This window comes from Neisseria subflava, assembly GCF_024205705.1.
Taxonomy (GTDB): Bacteria; Pseudomonadota; Gammaproteobacteria; order Burkholderiales; family Neisseriaceae; genus Neisseria; species Neisseria subflava_D.
The window spans coordinates 1660131-1679304 of sequence record NZ_CP073115.1; the positions used below are offsets into that span (position 1 = coordinate 1660131).

General features: G+C 47.7%; 17 protein-coding genes. 9 read left to right on the forward strand and 8 right to left on the reverse strand.

The annotated features are described in order from the left end of the window. Nucleotides 1-247 precede the first annotated feature (247 nt). The 3 genes from KCG54_RS08040 to KCG54_RS08050 all read left to right on the forward strand — a co-directional run bounded on the left by KCG54_RS08040 (nt 248) and on the right by KCG54_RS08050 (nt 1760). The gene (locus KCG54_RS08040; protein ID WP_254323885.1) at nt 248-961 is read left to right on the forward strand and encodes a phosphoglycolate phosphatase; all 714 of its coding nucleotides are present in this window, start codon (nt 248-250) and stop codon (nt 959-961) included. A gap of 100 nt (nt 962-1061) precedes the next feature. Continuing rightward, nucleotides 1062-1523 carry a recombination regulator RecX gene (gene recX / locus KCG54_RS08045; RefSeq protein WP_049329865.1) on the forward strand — a complete coding sequence of 154 codons (462 nt, stop codon included), beginning with the start codon at nt 1062-1064 and terminating at the stop codon, nt 1521-1523. Nucleotides 1524-1598: 75 nt separating this feature from the next. After that, entirely contained in the window at nt 1599-1760 is a 162-nt protein-coding gene (locus KCG54_RS08050) for a hypothetical protein (RefSeq protein WP_049344044.1), read from the forward strand. 247 nt (nt 1761-2007) lie between these two features. On the opposite strand, the gene KCG54_RS08055 is transcribed toward KCG54_RS08050, so the two are convergent. The 4 genes from KCG54_RS08055 to gmk form a co-directional block, all read right to left on the reverse strand. Then, nucleotides 2008-3015, reverse strand: a complete 1008-nt coding sequence (locus KCG54_RS08055) for an IS5 family transposase (RefSeq protein WP_254323886.1) — start codon at nt 3013-3015, stop codon at nt 2008-2010. An 83-nt stretch (nt 3016-3098) separates the two neighbouring features. Beyond that, a complete protein-coding gene (locus KCG54_RS08060; protein ID WP_049335451.1) occupies nt 3099-5255 on the reverse strand; it encodes a RelA/SpoT family protein in 2157 nt (718 codons plus the stop codon). Between the two features lie 106 nt (nt 5256-5361). After that, nucleotides 5362-5568: a DNA-directed RNA polymerase subunit omega gene (gene rpoZ, locus KCG54_RS08065; RefSeq protein ID WP_003682294.1), complete on the reverse strand. Its 207-nt coding sequence runs from the start codon at nt 5566-5568 to the stop codon at nt 5362-5364. A 53-nt stretch (nt 5569-5621) separates the two neighbouring features. Continuing rightward, on the reverse strand, nt 5622-6239 hold the full coding sequence (gene gmk, locus KCG54_RS08070; protein WP_003686079.1) for a guanylate kinase: 618 nt from the start codon (nt 6237-6239) through the stop codon (nt 5622-5624). Between the two features lie 168 nt (nt 6240-6407). On the opposite strand from gmk, the gene KCG54_RS08075 reads away from it, so the two are divergent. Further along, nucleotides 6408-6968 (forward strand): adenine phosphoribosyltransferase, encoded by a 561-nt coding sequence (locus tag KCG54_RS08075; protein WP_003682296.1) that lies wholly within the window; start codon nt 6408-6410, stop codon nt 6966-6968. A gap of 46 nt (nt 6969-7014) precedes the next feature. On the opposite strand, the gene KCG54_RS08080 is transcribed toward KCG54_RS08075, so the two are convergent. The 3 genes from KCG54_RS08080 to KCG54_RS08090 all read right to left on the reverse strand — a co-directional run bounded on the left by KCG54_RS08080 (nt 7015) and on the right by KCG54_RS08090 (nt 11229). Beyond that, nucleotides 7015-7752 (reverse strand): toxin-antitoxin system YwqK family antitoxin, encoded by a 738-nt coding sequence (locus tag KCG54_RS08080; RefSeq protein ID WP_432761004.1) that lies wholly within the window; start codon nt 7750-7752, stop codon nt 7015-7017. A gap of 226 nt (nt 7753-7978) precedes the next feature. Continuing rightward, nucleotides 7979-8878, reverse strand: a complete 900-nt coding sequence (gene prmB / locus KCG54_RS08085) for a 50S ribosomal protein L3 N(5)-glutamine methyltransferase (protein ID WP_254323887.1) — start codon at nt 8876-8878, stop codon at nt 7979-7981. Nucleotides 8879-8973: 95 nt separating this feature from the next. After that, nucleotides 8974-11229 (reverse strand): nitric-oxide reductase large subunit, encoded by a 2256-nt coding sequence (locus KCG54_RS08090; RefSeq protein ID WP_254323888.1) that lies wholly within the window; start codon nt 11227-11229, stop codon nt 8974-8976. Between the two features lie 399 nt (nt 11230-11628). Between KCG54_RS08090 and nirK the strand changes: the two genes are divergently transcribed. The 4 genes from nirK (at nt 11629) to KCG54_RS08110 (ending at nt 16478) form a co-directional block, all read left to right on the forward strand. After that, complete coding sequence (nirK, locus tag KCG54_RS08095) at nt 11629-12798, forward strand: copper-containing nitrite reductase (RefSeq protein WP_004519389.1); 1170 nt, start codon at nt 11629-11631, stop codon at nt 12796-12798. 173 nt (nt 12799-12971) lie between these two features. Continuing rightward, entirely contained in the window at nt 12972-13727 is a 756-nt protein-coding gene (locus tag KCG54_RS08100) for a formylglycine-generating enzyme family protein (RefSeq protein ID WP_003745813.1), read from the forward strand. A 209-nt stretch (nt 13728-13936) separates the two neighbouring features. After that, on the forward strand, nt 13937-14206 hold the full coding sequence (gene rpsO / locus KCG54_RS08105) for a 30S ribosomal protein S15 (protein ID WP_003679932.1): 270 nt from the start codon (nt 13937-13939) through the stop codon (nt 14204-14206). A gap of 178 nt (nt 14207-14384) precedes the next feature. Further along, complete coding sequence (locus KCG54_RS08110) at nt 14385-16478, forward strand: AsmA family protein (protein WP_349306444.1); 2094 nt, start codon at nt 14385-14387, stop codon at nt 16476-16478. 268 nt (nt 16479-16746) lie between these two features. Here the strand turns inward: KCG54_RS08110 and ubiD are convergent, their stop codons facing one another. Further along, nucleotides 16747-18225, reverse strand: a complete 1479-nt coding sequence (gene ubiD, locus KCG54_RS08115; RefSeq protein WP_254323890.1) for a 4-hydroxy-3-polyprenylbenzoate decarboxylase — start codon at nt 18223-18225, stop codon at nt 16747-16749. A gap of 249 nt (nt 18226-18474) precedes the next feature. On the opposite strand from ubiD, the gene KCG54_RS08120 reads away from it, so the two are divergent. Further along, nucleotides 18475-19137 carry a DedA family protein gene (locus KCG54_RS08120; protein ID WP_070607941.1) on the forward strand — a complete coding sequence of 221 codons (663 nt, stop codon included), beginning with the start codon at nt 18475-18477 and terminating at the stop codon, nt 19135-19137. Nucleotides 19138-19174 lie beyond the last annotated feature (37 nt).

Genomic DNA, 19174 nt, shown 5'->3' on the forward strand with positions numbered 1-19174 from the left:
CGGCCTAGTATAAATGCTCATCAAACCATTCAAAAAAACACACAAACCCTTTGTTTTTTAATGCCTACCAAACTACCCTTTTTGTTGACAAAATCCCTTCCATATTCCAAATAGGCTAACAGCCTTACACCAGCAAAAATTGTTAACAATTTAAACAAATATCCCTTTAAAGAATCAGCAAAACATCGGCAAATCAGGCAAACAATGTTAAAATAAGCGCTTAAATAATATGACAGAAAGCTACTCAATGACTACTGCTGCTTTAGAACACGTTCAAGCCGTTGCCTTTGATTTGGACGGTACCTTATGTGATTCCGTTCCCGATTTGGCCGCAGCAGCCCAAGCCATGTGTGCGCACTTGGGTTTACCTGTTTTGCCCACCCAAACGGTTGAAAGTTATGTCGGCGACGGCATCAGCAAGTTGGTTCATCGCGTCATTACCAATGATCGTGAAAAAGAAGCCGATCCTGAAATCTGGGAAAAAGGCTTTGTGTTCTTTATGAAATATTATCGCGAGCATTTGAGCGACTTTACCCGCCCCTACCCTGAAACCGAAGCCGGTCTCGGCCTGCTCAAGTCCTTGGGTATTCCATTGGTTGTCATTACCAATAAAAATGAAATTCTGGCTGCTGAGTTACTGAAACAACTTAATCTCGACGACTATTTCAGCCTGGTTCTCGGCGGCGACAGCCTGACTGAGAAAAAACCCAGCCCATTGCCGCTTCAACATGCGGCCGAAGTTTTGGGCATCGACGTTGCCAATATGCTGATGGTGGGCGATTCTAAAAATGACATTATTGCTGCTAAAGCGGCCGGTTGCTTCAGCGTCGGCGTAACATTCGGCTACGGCGACATGACCTTGCTCTCTCAAGACAAAGCGACCAAACCTGATTTGTTGATTCGAGCCCTGCCTGAAATCTACGAAAATCTACAACCACAAAAGAACAAAGACGAAGAATAGTTCGGCTTTATTTTCAGACGGCCTTTTCGGTGCTTTCACCTAATCAGGCCGTCTGAAATGTAATTCAATGTAGTTAAACTCCCTCCTCTTCCATATCCCCATGAAACCTCCCAAAACCTTACGCGCCCGCGCCTTGGATATTCTTTCTCGTCAGGAAGTCAGCCGTGTCGGCTTGAAACGCAAACTGGCTCCGCACGCTGAAAGCGAAGAAGAATTGGAAAAGGTTTTGGACGAATTCGCCGAACGAAATTGGCAATCCGACCAACGTTACGCAGAAGCCTATATTCACAGCAAAAGCAACCGTTACGGCACGCTCCGCCTCAAGCAAGCCTTGGCGCAACAAGGCATCGATGCAGACGACTGTCGGGAGTTCCTACCCGACAGGGAGGACGAGCTGCAAACCGCTATTTCCGTCTTGCGTAAAAAATTCAAGCAAGAAGCTCAAGATTTGAAAGAAAAACAAAAACAAGCACGTTTCCTTGCTTATCGCGGCTTTGGTGCCGACACCATTCAGACGGCCTTAAAAACGGCGTGGAATGAAGACGAAGACTTCTATCAATAATCATTCCCACTTGAATCTTTGCTTCTATCGGCGTACCCTTACGTTTTTATTCAATAATTCAATCAGAGCTTCATCATGTCCGACAAACCGCACGATACACCAAATCCCCTACTCGAAGACGAACGCAAAAATCCTGTTTACCGCTTGGGTCAGGCAGTAGCCGGATTCATGTTGCTGGTTTGGGCCGGCGTTTTGGCCTTGGTTTTCTTCTTGGTTTTCCGTTTTTGGTTGAATTAAACCCAATCCAATTACAAAATGCCAGAAACCCCTTAAAAAAGCCAACAGCTTTTATTTGTAACCATCAAAAAGGCCGTCTGAAAACACTTTCAGACGGCCTGAGACCTTTGCAAAATTCCTTTCTTTCCGACAGCCGAAATCCAAACACAGGTTTTCGGCTGTTTTTGTTTCAAATATCCACTGATTCTACTCAAATACCCTCTTAATCCTCCTTGGATACCTGATTAATCAGGCATCCGGCCGCCTTTTAGGCGGCAACAGGCGCACTTAGCCTGTTGGCGGCTTTCAAAAGGTTCAAACACATCGCCTTCAGATGGCTTTGTGCACTTACTTTAACCAGCCCGAAATAGGCTGCCCGGGCATAGCGGAATTTACGGTGCAGCGTACCGAAGCTTTGTTCGACCACATAACGGGTCTTCGACAAATACCGGTTGCGTTTGGTTTGCGCTTCCGTCAGCGGATGGTTACGGTGTGCTTTGCGCATAATGCCGTCCAGCAGCCGATGCTCTTCCAGATGTTGCCGGTTTTCTTCACTGTCATAGCCTTTGTCGGCATAGACGGTCGTACCTTCGGGCAGACCTTCCAATAAAGGCGACAACTGTTTGCACTCATGGGCGTTGGCGGGGGTAATATGCAGTTTCTCGATATAGCCTTCCGCATCGGTACGGGTATGTTGTTTGTAACCGAGTCTGTAGAGGCCGTTTTTCTTTATCCAACGGGCATCGCTGTCTTTACTCGGTGTGGTTTGGCCGCTGACTTGTCCTTCGTCATCGACTTCTATGGCCTGGCGCTGTTTGCTACCGGCGGTCTGAATAATGGTGGCGTCAACGACGGCGGCGGATGCTTTCTCTACTTTTAGGTTTTTCTCGGCCAGTTGGCAGTTAATCAGTTCCAGCAGTTCGGACAGGGTATTGTCTTGCGCCAGCCAGTTACGGTAGCGGCATAAGGTGCTGTAATTGGGGATGCTCAGTTCGTCAAAACGGCAAAACAGGTTGAAATCGATGCGGGTAATAAGGCTGTGTTCGAGTTCGGGATCGGAGAGGCTGTGCCATTGGCCGAGCAGGACGGCTTTGAACATGGACAACAGGAGATAGGCGGGACGGCCGCGGTGGTCTCGGAGGTAACGGGTTCTTTGACGATTCAGGTATTGTTCGATCGGTTGCCAATCAATCACCTGATCCAACTTCAATAGTGGGAAGCGGTCGATGTGTTTGGCAATCATGGCTTGTGCGGTTTGTTGGAAGAAGGTACTCATGGAAAATCCCCTAAATGTCTTAGTGGGAATTTAGGGGATTTTGGGGAATTTTGCAAAGGTCTCGGCCTTTGCTTATAACGAGATCATCCTCGAATCACTTTGCGGATATTCGGATTGGCATGCATTGCATGAATAATCTGATTAACCTGATCCAAGTCTTTGACTTTAATTGTGAATTTAAATTCTACAAAACCTTCCGTTCCTGCTTGCGCTTTGGTTGGCGTATCGACAGATTCGATATCCGCACCGGAATTGGAAATCGCTTGCGCCATTGAAGCCAACAAACCATGCGCATCTTCGGATTTGACGTTGAGGATGGTGCGGTACGTTTGATTGCGCAAACTGTCCCAGCCCGCATCGAGTTGCTCTTCCGGATCGGCTTTGACCAAAGTTTGACAGGTATCACGGTGGATAATCATACCCTTGTCTTTGACCAATAAGGCGCGGATCGCATCGCCGGGAATCGGATGGCAACATTCGGCAAAATGAATCCGGCCGGTTTCTTGATCGTTGACTTTGATCGGGCTGAGTTTGACCGCGCTGCCAAAATGTTGGCCCGCCAACTCGGCAATGTGCATGGCAACGTGTACCGGCAAAGTATGCCCCATACCGACATTGTAGAGAACCTCTTCAAACGAGGTTTGTTTGGTATTCAAATCGGCAAGGTATTTTTCTTTGAGGTCGTCTGAAAGCAGGATGTCTTTAGGCAACAGGCTGGATAAAGCTTTTTGCAGCAGGTTTTCACCCAAAACAACGGCATCGTGACGATTCAGATTTTTGATGTATTGACGGATGGCGCTGCGCGCACGGCTGGAAACGGTAAAGTTCAACCATGCCACATTAGGCTTGGCATGCTCGGAAGTAATGATTTCTACCGTATCACCGGTTTTCAGCTTGGTGCGCAACGGCATCATGACGTTATTGATACGCGCGGCAACGGTTTTATGACCGATATTGGTGTGAACTGCATAAGCAAAGTCAATCGGCGTCGCACCTTTAGGCAAGGTAAGGATATCGCCTTTCGGGGTAACGATATAGACTTCGTTGGGGAACAAATCGACTTTGACATGCTCTAGAAACTCGATGGCATTTGAACTGCTGGCTTGCAGGTCAAGAATATTTTTCATCCACCGGTTCATATGGAGGACGGCTTGGTCCGGAGTATTTTCACCGGATTTATAAATCCAATGGCCGGCAATACCGCCCTCAGCCACTGCATCCATTTCACGCGTACGGATTTGCACTTCGATCGGCAAACCGTAAGGGCCGACCAAGGTCGTGTGCAGGCTTTGATAACCGTTGCTTTTCGGAATGGCGATATAGTCTTTAAAACGGCCGGGCTTGGGGTGGTATAAATTATGTAATGCGCCCAACGCGGCATAACAGGCAGGAATGTTGTTTACGATGACCCGAAAGCCGTAAATATCCATCACTTCGGCAAAACGCAGTTTTTTAGCCAGCATTTTTTGATGGATGCTGTATAAGTTTTTCTCGCGGCCTTTGATTTTGGCTTCAATATTGACACCGACCAAACGCTGACCGAATGCACGCAACACTTTGCCGACAACATCGCGGCGATTTTTGCGGCTGTTGTCCATGGCTTTTTTCAGGGTTTCGTAGCGTCTTGGGTGGAGGTTTTGGAACGATAAGTCTTGAAGCTCTTGATACGCATTGTTCAGACCAATGCGGTTGGCGATTTGAGCATAGATTTCGAGGGTTTCTTTGGCGATGCGGCGGCGTTTTTCCGGACGCATAGAGCCAAGGGTGCGCATATTGTGCAATCGGTCGGCAAGTTTGACAACGATGACGCGCACGTCTTTAGTCATGGCGAGGATAAGTTTGCGGAAACTTTCCGCCTGATGCTCGGCATGATCTTCAAATTTGAGTTTTTCCAGTTTGGAGAGGCCGTCTACCATTTCGGCAATGGTATCGCCGAATTCTGCCGCCATTTCGACTTTGGTTACACCCGTATCTTCCAATACATCGTGCATAACGCCCGCGCAAAGACCTTGAACATCCATGTGCCAAATCGCAAGCTGCGTGGCAACGGCGAGAGGATGGGTGATGTAGGGTTCGCCGCTTTTACGGGTTTGTCCGTCATGGGCGTGGAAAGCGTAGGCAACGGCTCTTTCAAGCTCGGCCTGCTCATTGGTATTGAGATAGGATGCGGTGCGAAACAGAAGCTCGCGCGCTTCTGCTGTCAGCGGGTCATAGGGGGCGGTAGGCAGTGGGGCTGGCATTTTCAGACGGCCTTTTATGGCTATTTTTTTAAGCCGTCAGACTGTATCGGTTGTGATATCGCACCGATACAGTCCGCGCGGCGGTTTTATCGGTTTGCCGGTTGGTTTATTTGTTGCGGGTCAGCAGCTCGGTTCCGATTTGCCCGGCTGCGATTTCGCGCAGGGCGGTTACGGTTGGTTTGTTGTTGCGGATGTCGTCAACCAAAGGCGTGTTGCCGTTTTCAAGCTGGCGTGCGCGACGGGCGGCAACGAGGGTAAGGTCGAAGTGGTTAGGGATTTTACCTGTGCAATCTTCAGTAGTAATACGGGCCATGTTTGCTTGCTTTCTTTCTATGTTTCAAATAAAACGGTTATTTTCGCTGTTTTTTACGAATTTTCCAACAGGTTTGAGATAAATCCCTGTTGAGAGGATTTTTTCAGACGGCCTGCTTTAATAATGTGGAACAAATCGGCTTCGGCACGATCCAAATCGTCATTCACAACGACGTAATCGAACAAAACGGATTGCTCAATCTCATGACGTGCTTTTGAAAGGCGTGTTTGAATAACTTCTTCGCTGTCTGTACCACGGCCGATCAAACGTTGCGCCAATACTTCAAAGGAAGGCGGCAGGATAAAAATACTGCTGGCTTCAGGCAACGATTTACGCACTTGCGCCGCACCTTGCACATCAATTTCCAAAATTACGTCATAGCCCTCTTCGCTCAACGAATTCACGCCGGCGATGCTGGTGCCGTAATAATTACCGAACACATTGGCGTGTTCCAAAAAGGCTCTTTGCTCAATCAGCGATTCAAATTCTTCTTTGGGAACAAAGTGGTAATGCACACCATGTGCCTCACCCTCACGTGGCTGACGCGTGGTATGAGAAATGGAAACACGGATGTCGTCATGATTTTTCAACAGGCGCGACACCAAGGTCGTTTTACCTGTGCCGGAAGCGGCAGAAATGATGTAAATATTGCCTTTTTTATGATTTTGCATGGTGGTTCAGCCGATGGTATGTACCTGTAAATTATAACACAACACAATGTTTCTCGGAATTTCAGACGGCATGTTGCAAAATTTGGCTATTGTATCGATTAATTTGGCAAGTCCGCATATGACCGCTACAATATCGTGTTAAAAACTTTTTGATTTCGGAATGTCGAGATGTTGATTCATCCTGAAGTAATGGGCGTAGAGGCTTTGGCGGACAAAATCCGTAAAATTGAAAACTGGCCTCAAAAAGGGATTTTGTTTCATGACATTACTCCCGTTTTGCAAAGCGCAGAATATTTCCGCCTGCTGGTCGATTTACTGGTTTACCGCTATATGGGGCAAAAAGTTGATGTTGTTGCGGGCTTGGATGCGCGCGGCTTCATCATTGGTGCAGCTTTGGCCTATCAACTGAACGTCGGCTTTGTTCCCATCCGTAAAAAAGGCAAACTACCGTTTGATACGGTTTCTCAAAGTTACGCTTTGGAATATGGCGAAGCAACGGTAGAAATCCATACCGACGCCATCAAGCCGGGCGCACGCGTTTTGTTGGTAGATGATTTGGTGGCAACCGGCGGCACAATGCTGGCAGGCGTCGAGCTGATCCGCAAACTGGGCGGTGAAGTAATCGAAGCGGCTGCCATTTTAGAATTTACCGACTTGGACGGCGGCAAAAAAATCCGTGAAAGCGGCGCGCCGTTATTTACCCTATGCCAAAACAAAGGCTGCATGTAATAAAAAAACCGCAAGCTGTTCAGCCTGCGGTTTTTTATAATCAAAATTATTCGAGGACGTATCCGTCCGTATCCCAAAAAGTTTTTTTCACCAACTGGTCGTCTTTATAAACCAACTCGGATTTCTTCGCACCATCATCATACCAATCCAAAATGATGCCGCTGCGTTTGCCGTTGCGAATACTCAATTCAGACACGATGCGGCCATTTTCATCCCAACTGATGATCTCCGTTGGTTTGTCATTGCTCATCATCATTTCGGTTTTCGGGCTGCCGTCTGAATACCATTGTTTCCAATAGCCATTGGCTTTATCGTGCTTAAACTGAATTTCGCTTTCTTTCACGCCATTTCGGTAATAGCGGGAACCCACGCCCTCACTCAGGCCATTTTGATAAGGCATCACCGCAGATTTTTTGCCGTTTGGATACCAGTTAATCCACTCACCGTGCGGCTTGCCGTTGCGATAGCTGCCAACCATCTTTTTCTGCCCGTTAAAATGCCACAGGGTCAGTGTGCCATTGTCCAGAGCCGGCACAAAAACCTTAATCTGACCGGCAGGTACTTCATAAGGATCAGAATATTTTTTCATCGATGGATAGTAAAAATCCTGCACCTGCGCCTTACCTGCCTCAATCTTGTATTGGCGGACATAAGCAACCGAAGGCATGGTCGCCGTCAGTTTACCGTTTTGATTGAAATAAACGGTATGTTGCTGGGCAAAGGCGGCAACGGGCATACTGAACAAGGCAGCAGCCAACAGGCCTGATTTTAAATAATTATTCATAATATGGAGTTTGGCAGTATATGTTCTACAAAAAGTCAGTAATAAAAATCCACTGACATTAGAAACTATGACAAATATTATAAGCCATAGTTTCAAAGCCTGCTTGGATTTCACAGCCGACATATCATAGGCATTTGTATTTTCTTAAAACATTAAAGACATTACAAAATAGAGGCCGTCTGAATTTTTTTTCAGACGGCCTCTGTTTCAATTACATTAAAACAATTTATTCTTCACCCAACAATTGCTCACGGGTCAATAAGAATACAAACCCGTCGCCACCGCTGGTTTCCAACCAAGTAAACGGTAATTCGGGATAAGCCGCTTCCAATACCTCACGGTTGTGACCGATTTCAACCAACAATACACCTTTTGGATTCAAATATTTCGCCGCTTGCAGAATAATTTGACGTGTAGCGTCCAAACCATCTTCACCACTACCCAAAGCCAATTCCGGCTCGTACAGGTATTCATCAGGCAACGCTTCCACAGATTCCGCATCGACATAAGGCGGATTGGAAACAATCAAGTCGTAGGTTTCATCCAGACCTTCAAACAAATCGGTATGCACCAAGCTGATGCGGTCTTCCAAGCCATAATCTTCGATATTGATGGCGGCCACTTCCAGCGCATCCAAGCTCAAATCAACGGCATCGATTTGTGCATCGGGATAGTGGTGCGCCATTTGAATGGCTAAACAACCGCTACCGGTACACAAATCCAAAGCTCGATGTACCAACTCATCATGTTCAATCCAAGGACGGATACCGTCGCCCAGCAATTCGTAAATGAAAGAACGAGGCACAATAACGCGCTCATCGACATAAAAATCAAACTCGCCCTGCCATGCCTGATGCGTCAGATATGCGGCAGGAATATGTTCCACTGCGCGGCGTTCGATAATCGACAACACTTCTTCCTTCTCACTTTGCAACAATTTGGCATCCAAATAAGGCTCCAACGTATCCAAAGGCAGGTTTAAAGTGTGCAAAATCAGATAGGCTGCCTCGTCATGGGCATTATCACTTCCGTGTCCGAAAAACAGTCCGGCATCATTAAAACGGCTGACGGCGAAACGCAATAAATCGCGAACAGTGGTCAGCTCTTGAGCAGCTTGGTTGAACATAATGTTTTGTCTTGTCAATTTAAGAATATTGAAATTATAACAGAAAGGCCATCTGAAAACTTTTCAGACGGCCTTCGATTTAATTCAGCTTAAGATTATTTATCGCGGCTGAATACGATTTTGGTAGCTTGGATAGCAACGCAGACAGCACCACCGATGAAGATCAAGTCAGCAGCGGTACGAACCCAACGCAGGGTATCCAAGATTTCCATTTGCAGGAACTCTTCGCTACGCGCATACCACAGACCGTGAGTGATAGAAGCGTAAGCTTGAATCACGCCAACTGGCAACAGGCTGATGGCAATCATACCCACCAGACCGCCGTTCAGCAGCCAGAAGCCCCAAGTCATCAGTTTGTCGTCAAATTGAGCATTAGGTTTCAGGTAGCGTGCAACCAGCAATACGAAGCCCAGAGCCAAGAAACCATACACACCGAACAGAGCCGCGTGAGCGTGAACTGCAGTAGTGTTCAGACCTTGGATGTAGAACAGGGAAATCGGCGGGTTAATCAGGAAGCCGAATACACCGGCACCGATCATGTTCCAGAAGGCAACTGCTACGAAGCACATCAGAGGCCAACGCAGACGTTTCGCCCAGTCGGACAGGTGTTGGTAAGACCAGTGTTCGTAAGCTTCACGACCCAGCAGAACCAAAGGCACAACTTCCAAAGCGGAGAAACATGCACCGATTGCCATAGAAGCAGAGGTAGAGCCGGAGAAGTACAAGTGGTGTAATGTACCTGGGATACCGCCCAACATGAAGATGGCGGCGGCGGCCAGAGTAGAAGCAGTAGCAGTACTACGGCGAACAAAGCCCATGTTGTAGAAGATGAATGCGAAGGCTGCAGTAGCGAACACTTCGAAGAAGCCTTCTACCCACAGGTGAACCACCCACCAACGCCAGTATTCCATCACTGCAATTGGAGATTTCTCACCGTAGAACAGGCCAGGAGCATAGAACGCACCCACACCGACCATAGAAGCTACGAAGATAGCCAACAGGTTTTTGTCTGTACCTTTTTCTTTAAAGGCAGAGATGGTGCAACGCAACATCAGGAACAGCCACAACAGCAAGCCGACCATCAGCAGAAGTTGCCAGAAGCGACCCAGATCCAAGTATTCGTAACCTTGGTGACCGAACCAGAAGTTCAGCTCAGGCGGAATGATGTGGGTCAAAGCAAAGAAGTTACCTGCATAAGAACCGCCGACTACGATGAACAGGGCGATGTACAGGAAGTTCACACCGGCACGTTGGAATTTAGGATCTTTACCGCCGTTCACAATCGGAGCCAAGAACAGACCTGCTGTCAGGAAGCCGGTTGCAATCCAGAAAATAGCGGATTGGATGTGCCAAGTACGGGTCAGCGCATATGGGAACCAGTCGGCCATTTCAAAGCCCAAGGCGGTATCGATACCGTAGAAGCCTTGACCTTCGACAGTATAGTGAGCGGTCAAACCACCCAACAGTACTTGTACGACAAACAGCGCAACAGTCAGGAATACATATTTGCCCAACGCTTTTTGAGAAGGAGTCAGTTGTACTTTAGAGATAGGATCTTCAGTAGGTACTTCAACCTCTTCATGTTTGGTCAAGAAAGAGTAACCCCACATCAGCAAGCCGATACCCATCAGCAACAATACCACGCTGGTGAAAGACCACATATAGTTTTCAGTAGTCGGTACGTTGTTGATCAAAGGCTCGTGCGGCCAGTTGTTTGTGTAGGTAAAAGTTTCGTCAGGACGGTTGGTCGAAGCAGACCAAGAAGTCCAGAAGAAGAAGTTGAACAGTTTTTCACGCGCTTCTGGGCTTGGCAATGTGTTGTTTTTCATTGCAAAGTGTTCGCGAGTGGTTTGGAACTTAGGATCGTCGCTGTACACACCGTGGTAGTAAGGCAGGATGCTTTCGATCGCTTTCACGCGGGTTTCGCTGACAACGACAGAACCATCTTCCTTAACACGGCTTTGGTTGCGGTATTCGTCAGCCAAACGGGTTTTCAGAACAGCTTGTTCCTCAGGAGAAACTTCGTCAAATTTTTTGCCGTAAGTTTCTTGCGCAGTCAGATCCAACCATGCAACCAGCTCGCGGTGCAGCCAGTCGGCAGTCCAGTCCGGAGCTTGGTATGCACCGTGACCCAATACAGAGCCAACTTCCATACCGCCGGTAGTTTGCCATGCAGATTGACCTGCCAAAATATCGTCTTTGGTCATCAGGACTTTGCCGGATGCAGAAACGACTTGTTCAGGGTATGGCGGAGCCTTTTTATAGACCTCGCTACCCATATAACCAAGAATGGTAAAGCATACTGCCAGTACGGCAAACAGCAAGTACCAAAGCTTCTTGTACTGTCCCATTTTGAGTACTCCTTGATTTTGGTAAAAAGTGGTTGGGTATTAATTCATCAAATATGAATGTTAAAGATTGTATCACGGTTTTAAAAGTAAAGAAATATTTTGTCAATAATATTCCTTTAAAACCATTAACTTACATGATATTGATTCCTATTATCCTGTATAACTCCTCCTTTGTTATATTTTGTGTTAAGCCCACACTAACATTTTCACACAAAAATAAACTTTTCGGTTTAGTTTTTTATACTACTAAAGGAGTATTTAAGGATTAAAAGATTCATATTCATTGAACAATTTGATTTATATCAAAATACACCCAAACAAGCGCCTACATAATCATACAAAATTTCAAACCATCCTATCAGGATACTTAACTTTTCTTACAATAAGGAAACTTTAAACATGAAACGCCAAACCTTAGCTGCACTTATCGCTTCTGTATTTGCACTGGCCGCATGCGGCGAACAAGCTGCTAAACCAGCTGAAACTCCGGCTGCCACCGCTTCTGCCGAAGCTCCTGCTGCTGCTTCTGACTCACAAGCTGCTGCCGAGACTCCTTCTTCAGAATTGCCTGTAGTCGATGCCATCATGACTCACGCTCCGGAAGTTCCACCTGCAATCGATCGCGATCATCCGGCTAAAGTACGCGTTAAAATGGAAACCGTCGAAAAAACCATGACTATGGAAGACGGTGTTGAATACCACTACTGGACATTCAACGGCGACGTTCCGGGCCAAATGATCCGTGTACGCGAAGGCGATACCGTAGAAGTAGAATTCTCTAACAATCCTTCTTCTACCGTTCCTCACAACGTTGACTTCCACGCTGCTACCGGTCAAGGCGGTGGTGCAGAAGCTTCTTTCACTGCCCCAGGCCACACTTCTACTTTCAGCTTTAAAGCTCTGCAAGCCGGTTTGTACATTTACCACTGTGCCGTTGCTCCTGTAGGTATGCACATCGCCAACGGTATGTACGGTTTGATCTTGGTTGAACCTAAAGAAGGCCTGCCTAAAGTAGATAAAGAGTTCTACATCGTACAAGGCGACTTCTATACTAAAGGTAAAAAAGGCGCTCAAGGTCTGCAACCTTTCGACATGGATAAAGCCATTGCCGAACAACCTGAATACGTTGTATTCAACGGTCACGTAGGCTCTATCGCCGGTGACAACGCCCTGAAAGCCAAAGCTGGTGAAACTGTTCGTATGTACGTTGGTAACGGTGGTCCTAACTTGGTATCTTCTTTCCACGTTATCGGCGAAATCTTCGACAAAGTATATGTTGAAGGTGGTAAACTGATTAACGAAAACGTACAAAGCACTGTGATTCCTGCCGGTGGCGCCGCCATGATCGAATTCAAAGTCGATATTCCAGGCAGCTACACTATAGTTGACCACTCTATCTTCCGTGCGTTCAACAAAGGTGCTTTGGGTCAATTGAAAGTTGAGGGTAACGAAAACCCTGAAATCATGACCAAAAAACTGAGCGACACCGTTTACCAACCTGCCGGTGCTGCCGCTTCTGCCCCAGCCGCTGCGTCTGCCGCACCTGCTGCTTCTGAAGCCGCTAAATAATCCCTCGGTTTAATACGCCAAGCCACTGCTACTCTTCTCTTAGAGTCGCAGTGGCTTCCATCACAATTAATCTTCCTATTCAATCAGACAGATTGATTTTTCAGACGGCCTTGTTATGATTAGGCTATCTTAAAAATAAATTTTCTGTTTTCAAACGATAATAAGGGCGTACCATGAAACTCATACGACTCCTCCTCTTAGGCAGTGCCTTAATCTGCGGCAATACATTTGCAGCCGAAATGGTAAAAATCGAAGGAGGCAGCTATCGCCCTCTCTATCTCAAAAAAGAGACTTCCCTTATTAAAGTCAAACCCTTCCAACTTGACAAATATCCTGTAACCAATGCCGAATTTGCCGAATTTTTGAAAACACATCCACAATGGCAAAAAGACAAAATCAGCTCCAAACAAGCTGAAAAAGCTTACCTGAAACATTGGGTAAAAAACGGCAGCAACAGTTATGCGCCTAAAGCCAGCGAACTCAAACATCCGGTAACCAATGTTTCATGGTTTGCCGCCAATGCCTACTGCGTTTCCAAAGGCAAACGCCTGCCGACTATTGACGAGTGGGAATTTGCAGGCTTGGCCTCTGCCACTCAAAAAGACGGCTCTGCCGAACCCGGCTACAACCGTACCATCTTGGATTGGTATGCAGACGGCGGCCGCAACGGCCTGCATGACATCGGTAAAAACAAACCCAACTACTGGGGCGTATACGATATGCACGGCCTGATTTGGGAATGGACTGAAGACTTCAACAGCAGCCAACTCTCAGCCGGCTCATCCAACACACAAATGTTCTGTAGCGGCGCATCCGTAGGCTCAAGCGACCCATCCAACTATGCTGCTTTCTTGCGCTACGGCATCCGTACCAGCCTGCAATCCAAATATGTTTTAAATAACTTAGGCTTCCGCTGTGCAAGCAAATAAAGTTTAGTTTTATCACCAAAGCAGCTTTGGCGGTACTGGAAGGTATCGCCGCTTTTTTTGGCCGTCTGAAAAGATGTGGCACACAGAGACAAATTGTGGCATAATCCGCCCGTCTTTATAAAAAGGCGCTTAGGAGTTTGCTTAGGTCGTTTGGCTTGGCAAACTTGTCCGAACCTGAAAAGGTTCTTTTATTTTCGGAGTTATCCATCATGGCATTGACCGTAGAACAAAAAGCACAAATTGTTAAAGATTTCCAACGCAAAGAAGGCGATACCGGTTCTTCTGAAGTACAAGTCGCTCTGTTGACTTTCCGCATCAACGACCTGACTCCTCACTTCAAAGCCAACCCTAAAGACCACCACAGCCGTCGCGGCCTGTTGAAAATGGTTAGCCAACGTCGTCGCCTATTGTCTTACCTGCGTCGTACTCAGCCTGATACTTACCGTACACTGATTACCCGCCTGGGTCTGCGTAAATAATTTATGCTTAAATCAACACCGCCTTCGGGCGGTGTTTTTTATTAACATACCGATGCCGTCTGAAACACAGGCCCACGCTCTGTGTTATACTTCCACACGCTTAAGCAGCAAGGCTTAAACTTCCAATCACTCCTTAAAGCTCCCATCAAAGCGAGAATCTGAATTGTCTGTTCATTCCATGTTGCACTCAGGAAAATTTTGGCTGAAATCCCTGGTTTTCAGCATTGCCGCGCTTTTATGCCTCGCGGCGGTATTGAGTGCCTTAATGTTCCGCATATTCAACACAGAAAACATCGACGCATTTATACAAAAAAACTTTTCCGCCCATGGCTGCCAAATCAAATACAACGCCACTATCGGCAGAAAATGGCTGCCGCGCCCCACGCTAATTTTAAAAGACCTCAGCCTTTCCTCTTCCGAACCTGACACACCGACGCTGAACATCGCCGAGTCCAAAATGGGCTTTGGTTGGAGCAGCCTATGGTCGGATGCGCCCATACTTGAGAAATGGATTCTTTTAAACCCGACACTGACACTGGACTCAAAACACCATCTGCCCGTCTGCCTACAACAAGACCCATCGTCAAAAGAAAGTTTTCAGCTCAACCGCGTCATCATCAATAACGGCAGCATCCGTTATCACAATAAAGAACAAGATATTGCCTTAAACGATCTGCAATTTTCCCTGCGCAGAGCTGATTCAGACGGCCGTCCATTCGATATGAGCGGCACACTGCAAAACATCGGTAACCCCATCAGTTGGCAAGGCATCGGCCATCTTGTACAAGATGATACCGGCTGGAGCGTTCCCGCCCTCAAATTAAACCTGCAAACCGTATTACTCAAAAACAAGCTGGATGCCCAAATCGCAGGCAGCCTTAATTGGCAAAACCAAACCGCCCTTTTGCGCGACTTCAATCTGCAAGCCGAAAGCGACTATCAAAACTTGCATATCAACGCACGTTCTCCCCTCTTGCAATTCAAAAACGGCTATTTGCACCTCAACACACTCAATGGCGCATTGACCGCAGGCAGTGAAAACAACCAATGGGACGGTTCATTCAAACTGGACAAAACCAACCTCTATCCAACCGTTTTGACCGCCGCCAATTTTGAACTCAAAGGCAGCCATAAAAACGACCGCCTCCAAACCAACTTTACCTTTTCCAGCCCGTTGGTTTGGCAAAAAGGCAAAGGCATCGATGCACCCAAACTGCACCTCAGCACCCTACAAGACACCATCAACCGCCTTCCCCGCCCCCGATTCATCAGCACCCTCGAAGGACAGGCCAATTTCAGCCTCAATACATGGGAAGGCCGTCTGAAAGGCGCATTTGACAGACAAGCCCTCGCCTTGGCCTTTAAATACCAACGCGATGCCCAACCGCGTCCGCACCTTGACGCCGGTATCGCCTTACAAAAACTCAATCTGACCCCTTACTTGGAAGATCTGAAAACCCAGCCATCACTGAATCTTCCTTCCCTGCTGGCCAAATCCTGGTTGCCCGACATTGAGGCCAACCTCCAAATCGGCAGCATTCAAACTGCCGGCCTGCAATTAGAAAACATCGAATCCCTGCTCACCGCCGATAAAGAACATATCGCCCTACACCGTTTCAAAGCCGGGCTTTATGGCGGCAAAACTGAGGGCGGCCTGAGTATTGCGGCGACCCAACCTGCTTCCTACCACCTTCAGCAAAACGCGAAAGGCATACAAATTCAGCCGCTGTTGCAAGACCTGTTCGGTTTCCACAGCTTTAGCGGCAGCGGCGATGCCGTTATCGATATTCAAACTTCCGGCAACGACCGCGCTCAAATGATACAAGCCCTAAACGGCAGCCTGCTCCTCGATATTACCAACGGCGCATGGCACGGTATCGATATGGACAGCATTCTGAAAAACGGCATCTCTTCGGAAAAAATCGACAACAGCAACCTCAAAACCCCTTTCCATCATTTCACCCTCAATAGCGAAATTGAGAAAGGCATCAGCCATCATATCAATACCGAACTGTTTTCCGACAGCCTGCACGTTGTCAGCAGCGGCTATACCGATTTGAATACCCAAAAGCTATCGGAAAACCTGCTTATCAGCAACGTACTGCAGCCAAAAAACAAACCGATTCCTCTCAAAATCGGCGGAACCGTGCAAAACCCTTCCATTACCCTTGATTACAGCCGCTTGACCAATGGCATGACCACGTCTGCAGAAAAACAAAAAGCCCTGCAAGAAACCATACAAGAACAATGGAAGTGGCTCAAACCACGATAAGTTTTCAAGTCAAAGGCCGTCTGAAACCCAAAAAGTTTCAGACGGCCTTTTAACAGATATATATGTCAGAATAAGATGTTTATTTAGGAATGACTATATACACAATCAGTGCAACAATGATAACAAACCATATAGCCAACATTATCAAGCCTTTTTTGGAGAGTTTTCTTTTTCTCCAATCGAGCCTCAATATTTCTATCGTACCCTCAAACATAGACCCAATAATTTCCATCAATATTTGAAGTAGAAATTCCAATAAATCCGACATCTACAAACCCAAACTCTCCCAAATCTCATCGATTTTGGCCGTAACGGCAGGGTCTTTTTTGATCACACGTCCCCATTCGCGGTCGGTTTCGCCCGGCCACTTGTTGGTCGCATCCAAACCCATTTTGCCGCCGAGTCCGCTGACGGGGCTGGCGAAGTCGAGGTAGTCAATGGGCGTGTTTTCCACCAACACGGTATCGCGTACTGGGTCCATGCGCGTGGTTACCGCCCAGATAACTTCTTTCCAGTCGCGCACGTTTACATCGTCATCGACCACGATGATGAATTTGGTGTACATAAACTGGCGCAGGAACGACCAGCAGCCCATCATCACGCGCTTGGCGTGTCCGGCGTACTGTTTTTTCATGCTGACCACCGCCATGCGGTAGGAGCAGCCTTCTGGCGGCAGGTAGAAATCAGTGATTTCGGGGAACTGCTTTTGCAAAAGCGGTACGAACACTTCGTTCAACGCCACGCCCAAAACGGCAGGTTCATCGGGCGGTTTGCCTGTGTAGGTAGAATGGTAAATCGGGTTTTCACGCATGGTAATGCGCTCGACCGTGAATACGGGGAAATGGTCCTGCTCGTTGTAATAGCCGGTGTGGTCGCCGTATGGGCCTTCCAACGCGGTTTCGTTCGGATGAATCACACCTTCCAACACGATTTCGGCACGGGCTGGCACTTGCAAATCGCTGCCGATACATTTCACCAGTTCCGTCCGCGAACCGCGCAGCAGTCCGGCAAACTGGTATTCGCTCAAGGTATCGGGAACGGGCGTTACCGCGCCCAAAATGGTGGCGGGGTCGCAGCCGAGCACGACGGCGACGGGATACGGCGTATCGGGATTGAGTTTTCGGAATTCCTGATAATCCAACGCGCCGCCGCGATGCGACAGCCAGCGCATGATCAGCTTGTTTTTGCCGATTAATTGCTGACGGTAAATGCCGAGATTTTGGCGTTTTTTGTACGGCCCGCGCGTGACGGTCAAACCCCATGTTACCAGCGGCGCAACGTCTTCCGGCCAGCAATGCTGAATCGGAAGTTTATACAAATCAACGTCTTCACCTTCCCACACGATTTCCTGACACGGCGCATTTTTCACCACGTTCGGCGCCATGCTCCAAATGTCTTTCAGCAACGGCAGTTTGGAAAACGCGTCCTTAATGCCTTTGGGCGGTTCGGGTTCTTTCAGATACGCCAACGTCTGCCCGATTTCTCGCAGTTTAGACACACTGTCCGCACCCATGCCCAACGCCACGCGCTCGGGCGTGCCAAACAAATTCGCCAACACGGGATAATCATAACGCGTACCGTCAGGCTTAATCGGATTTTCAAACAACAACGCCGGCCCCTCGGCGCGCAGCACGCGGTCGGCGATTTCGGTCATTTCCAAATGCGGCGACACCGGATGCTGAATGCGCTTGAGTTTGCCATCAGCTTCCAATCCGGCGATAAATTCTCGCAAATCTCTGTATTTCATGATTTCATTTTCCTGAACAGGCCGTCTGAAAACAGACTGCCATTTCGGGTTTGAAAGATAAACCAGCGGCTATTGTACCTGCCAAATCTGTTCAAATCCCAACTTTCCACGTGCGAATTTTGAGATTTTTTGCAAACTACCGTCAAATTTAAACAATATCTGCTTGTGATTGCTTTCAGACGGCCTTATCTTTGGTAAAATTCCAACTTAATCCAGTCATCAATCAATATTTATCGTGGGACGGCGGCCATGTTTGCAATTTTAGAATCTTTTTTCGTTGAATACGGCTATGCGGCCGTGTTTTTCGTTTTGGTTATTTGCGGCTTCGGCGTGCCGATTCCTGAAGATTTGACGCTGGTAACCGGCGGTGTGATTTCCGGCCTGGGTTATACCAACTCGCATATTATGTTTGCCGTCGGCATGCTTGGCGTATTGGTAGGCGACGGCTTTATGTTTGCGGCCGGCCGAATTTGGGGGCAAAAAATCCTTAAATTCAAACCGATTGCGCGCGTGATGACACCCAAACGCTACGCCCAAGTACAGGAAAAATTCGACAAATACGGCAACTGGGTTTTATTCGTCGCCCGTTTCCTGCCCGGCCTGCGTACTGCCGTTTTCGTGACCGCTGGCATCAGCCGTAAGGTTTCCTACCTGCGCTTTATCCTGATGGACGGCTTGGCCGCGCTGATTTCCGTTCCAGTTTGGATTTATCTGGGCGAATACGGTGCACGCAATACCGACTGGCTGATGAAAAAAATGCACAGCCTGCAATCAGGTATCTTTACCGTACTGGGCATCGGTGCAGTCATCGTCGGCTGGATTTGGTGGAGAAAACACCGCCGCCATACCTTCTTCCGTGAAAAACTGCACGAAAAACGCGCTGCAAAAGCCAAAAAACAAGCCAATCAATAAACCATTCCAGGCCGTCTGAAACACTTCCCTGCTTTCA

Excerpts from the sequence above, each read along its gene's own strand:
- nirK (WP_004519389.1), top strand. The coding sequence starts at position 11,629 with ATGAAACGCCAAACCTTAGCTGCACTTATCGCTTCTGTATTTGCACTG.
- KCG54_RS08090 (WP_254323888.1), bottom strand. The coding sequence starts at position 11,229 with ATGGGACAGTACAAGAAGCTTTGGTACTTGCTGTTTGCCGTACTGGCA.
- KCG54_RS08040 (WP_254323885.1), top strand. The coding sequence starts at position 248 with ATGACTACTGCTGCTTTAGAACACGTTCAAGCCGTTGCCTTTGATTTG.
- rpsO (WP_003679932.1), top strand. The coding sequence starts at position 13,937 with ATGGCATTGACCGTAGAACAAAAAGCACAAATTGTTAAAGATTTCCAA.
- KCG54_RS08060 (WP_049335451.1), bottom strand. The coding sequence starts at position 5,255 with ATGCCAGCCCCACTGCCTACCGCCCCCTATGACCCGCTGACAGCAGAA.
- ubiD (WP_254323890.1), bottom strand. The coding sequence starts at position 18,225 with ATGAAATACAGAGATTTGCGAGAATTTATCGCCGGATTGGAAGCTGAT.
- KCG54_RS08080 (WP_432761004.1), bottom strand. The coding sequence starts at position 7,752 with ATGAATAATTATTTAAAATCAGGCCTGTTGGCTGCTGCCTTGTTCAGT.
- prmB (WP_254323887.1), bottom strand. The coding sequence starts at position 8,878 with ATGTTCAACCAAGCTGCTCAAGAGCTGACCACTGTTCGCGATTTATTG.
- KCG54_RS08100 (WP_003745813.1), top strand. The coding sequence starts at position 12,972 with ATGAAACTCATACGACTCCTCCTCTTAGGCAGTGCCTTAATCTGCGGC.
- KCG54_RS08075 (WP_003682296.1), top strand. The coding sequence starts at position 6,408 with ATGTTGATTCATCCTGAAGTAATGGGCGTAGAGGCTTTGGCGGACAAA.
- KCG54_RS08110 (WP_349306444.1), top strand. The coding sequence starts at position 14,385 with ATGTTGCACTCAGGAAAATTTTGGCTGAAATCCCTGGTTTTCAGCATT.
- gmk (WP_003686079.1), bottom strand. The coding sequence starts at position 6,239 with ATGCAAAATCATAAAAAAGGCAATATTTACATCATTTCTGCCGCTTCC.
- KCG54_RS08050 (WP_049344044.1), top strand. The coding sequence starts at position 1,599 with ATGTCCGACAAACCGCACGATACACCAAATCCCCTACTCGAAGACGAA.
- rpoZ (WP_003682294.1), bottom strand. The coding sequence starts at position 5,568 with ATGGCCCGTATTACTACTGAAGATTGCACAGGTAAAATCCCTAACCAC.
- recX (WP_049329865.1), top strand. The coding sequence starts at position 1,062 with ATGAAACCTCCCAAAACCTTACGCGCCCGCGCCTTGGATATTCTTTCT.
- KCG54_RS08120 (WP_070607941.1), top strand. The coding sequence starts at position 18,475 with ATGTTTGCAATTTTAGAATCTTTTTTCGTTGAATACGGCTATGCGGCC.
- KCG54_RS08055 (WP_254323886.1), bottom strand. The coding sequence starts at position 3,015 with ATGAGTACCTTCTTCCAACAAACCGCACAAGCCATGATTGCCAAACAC.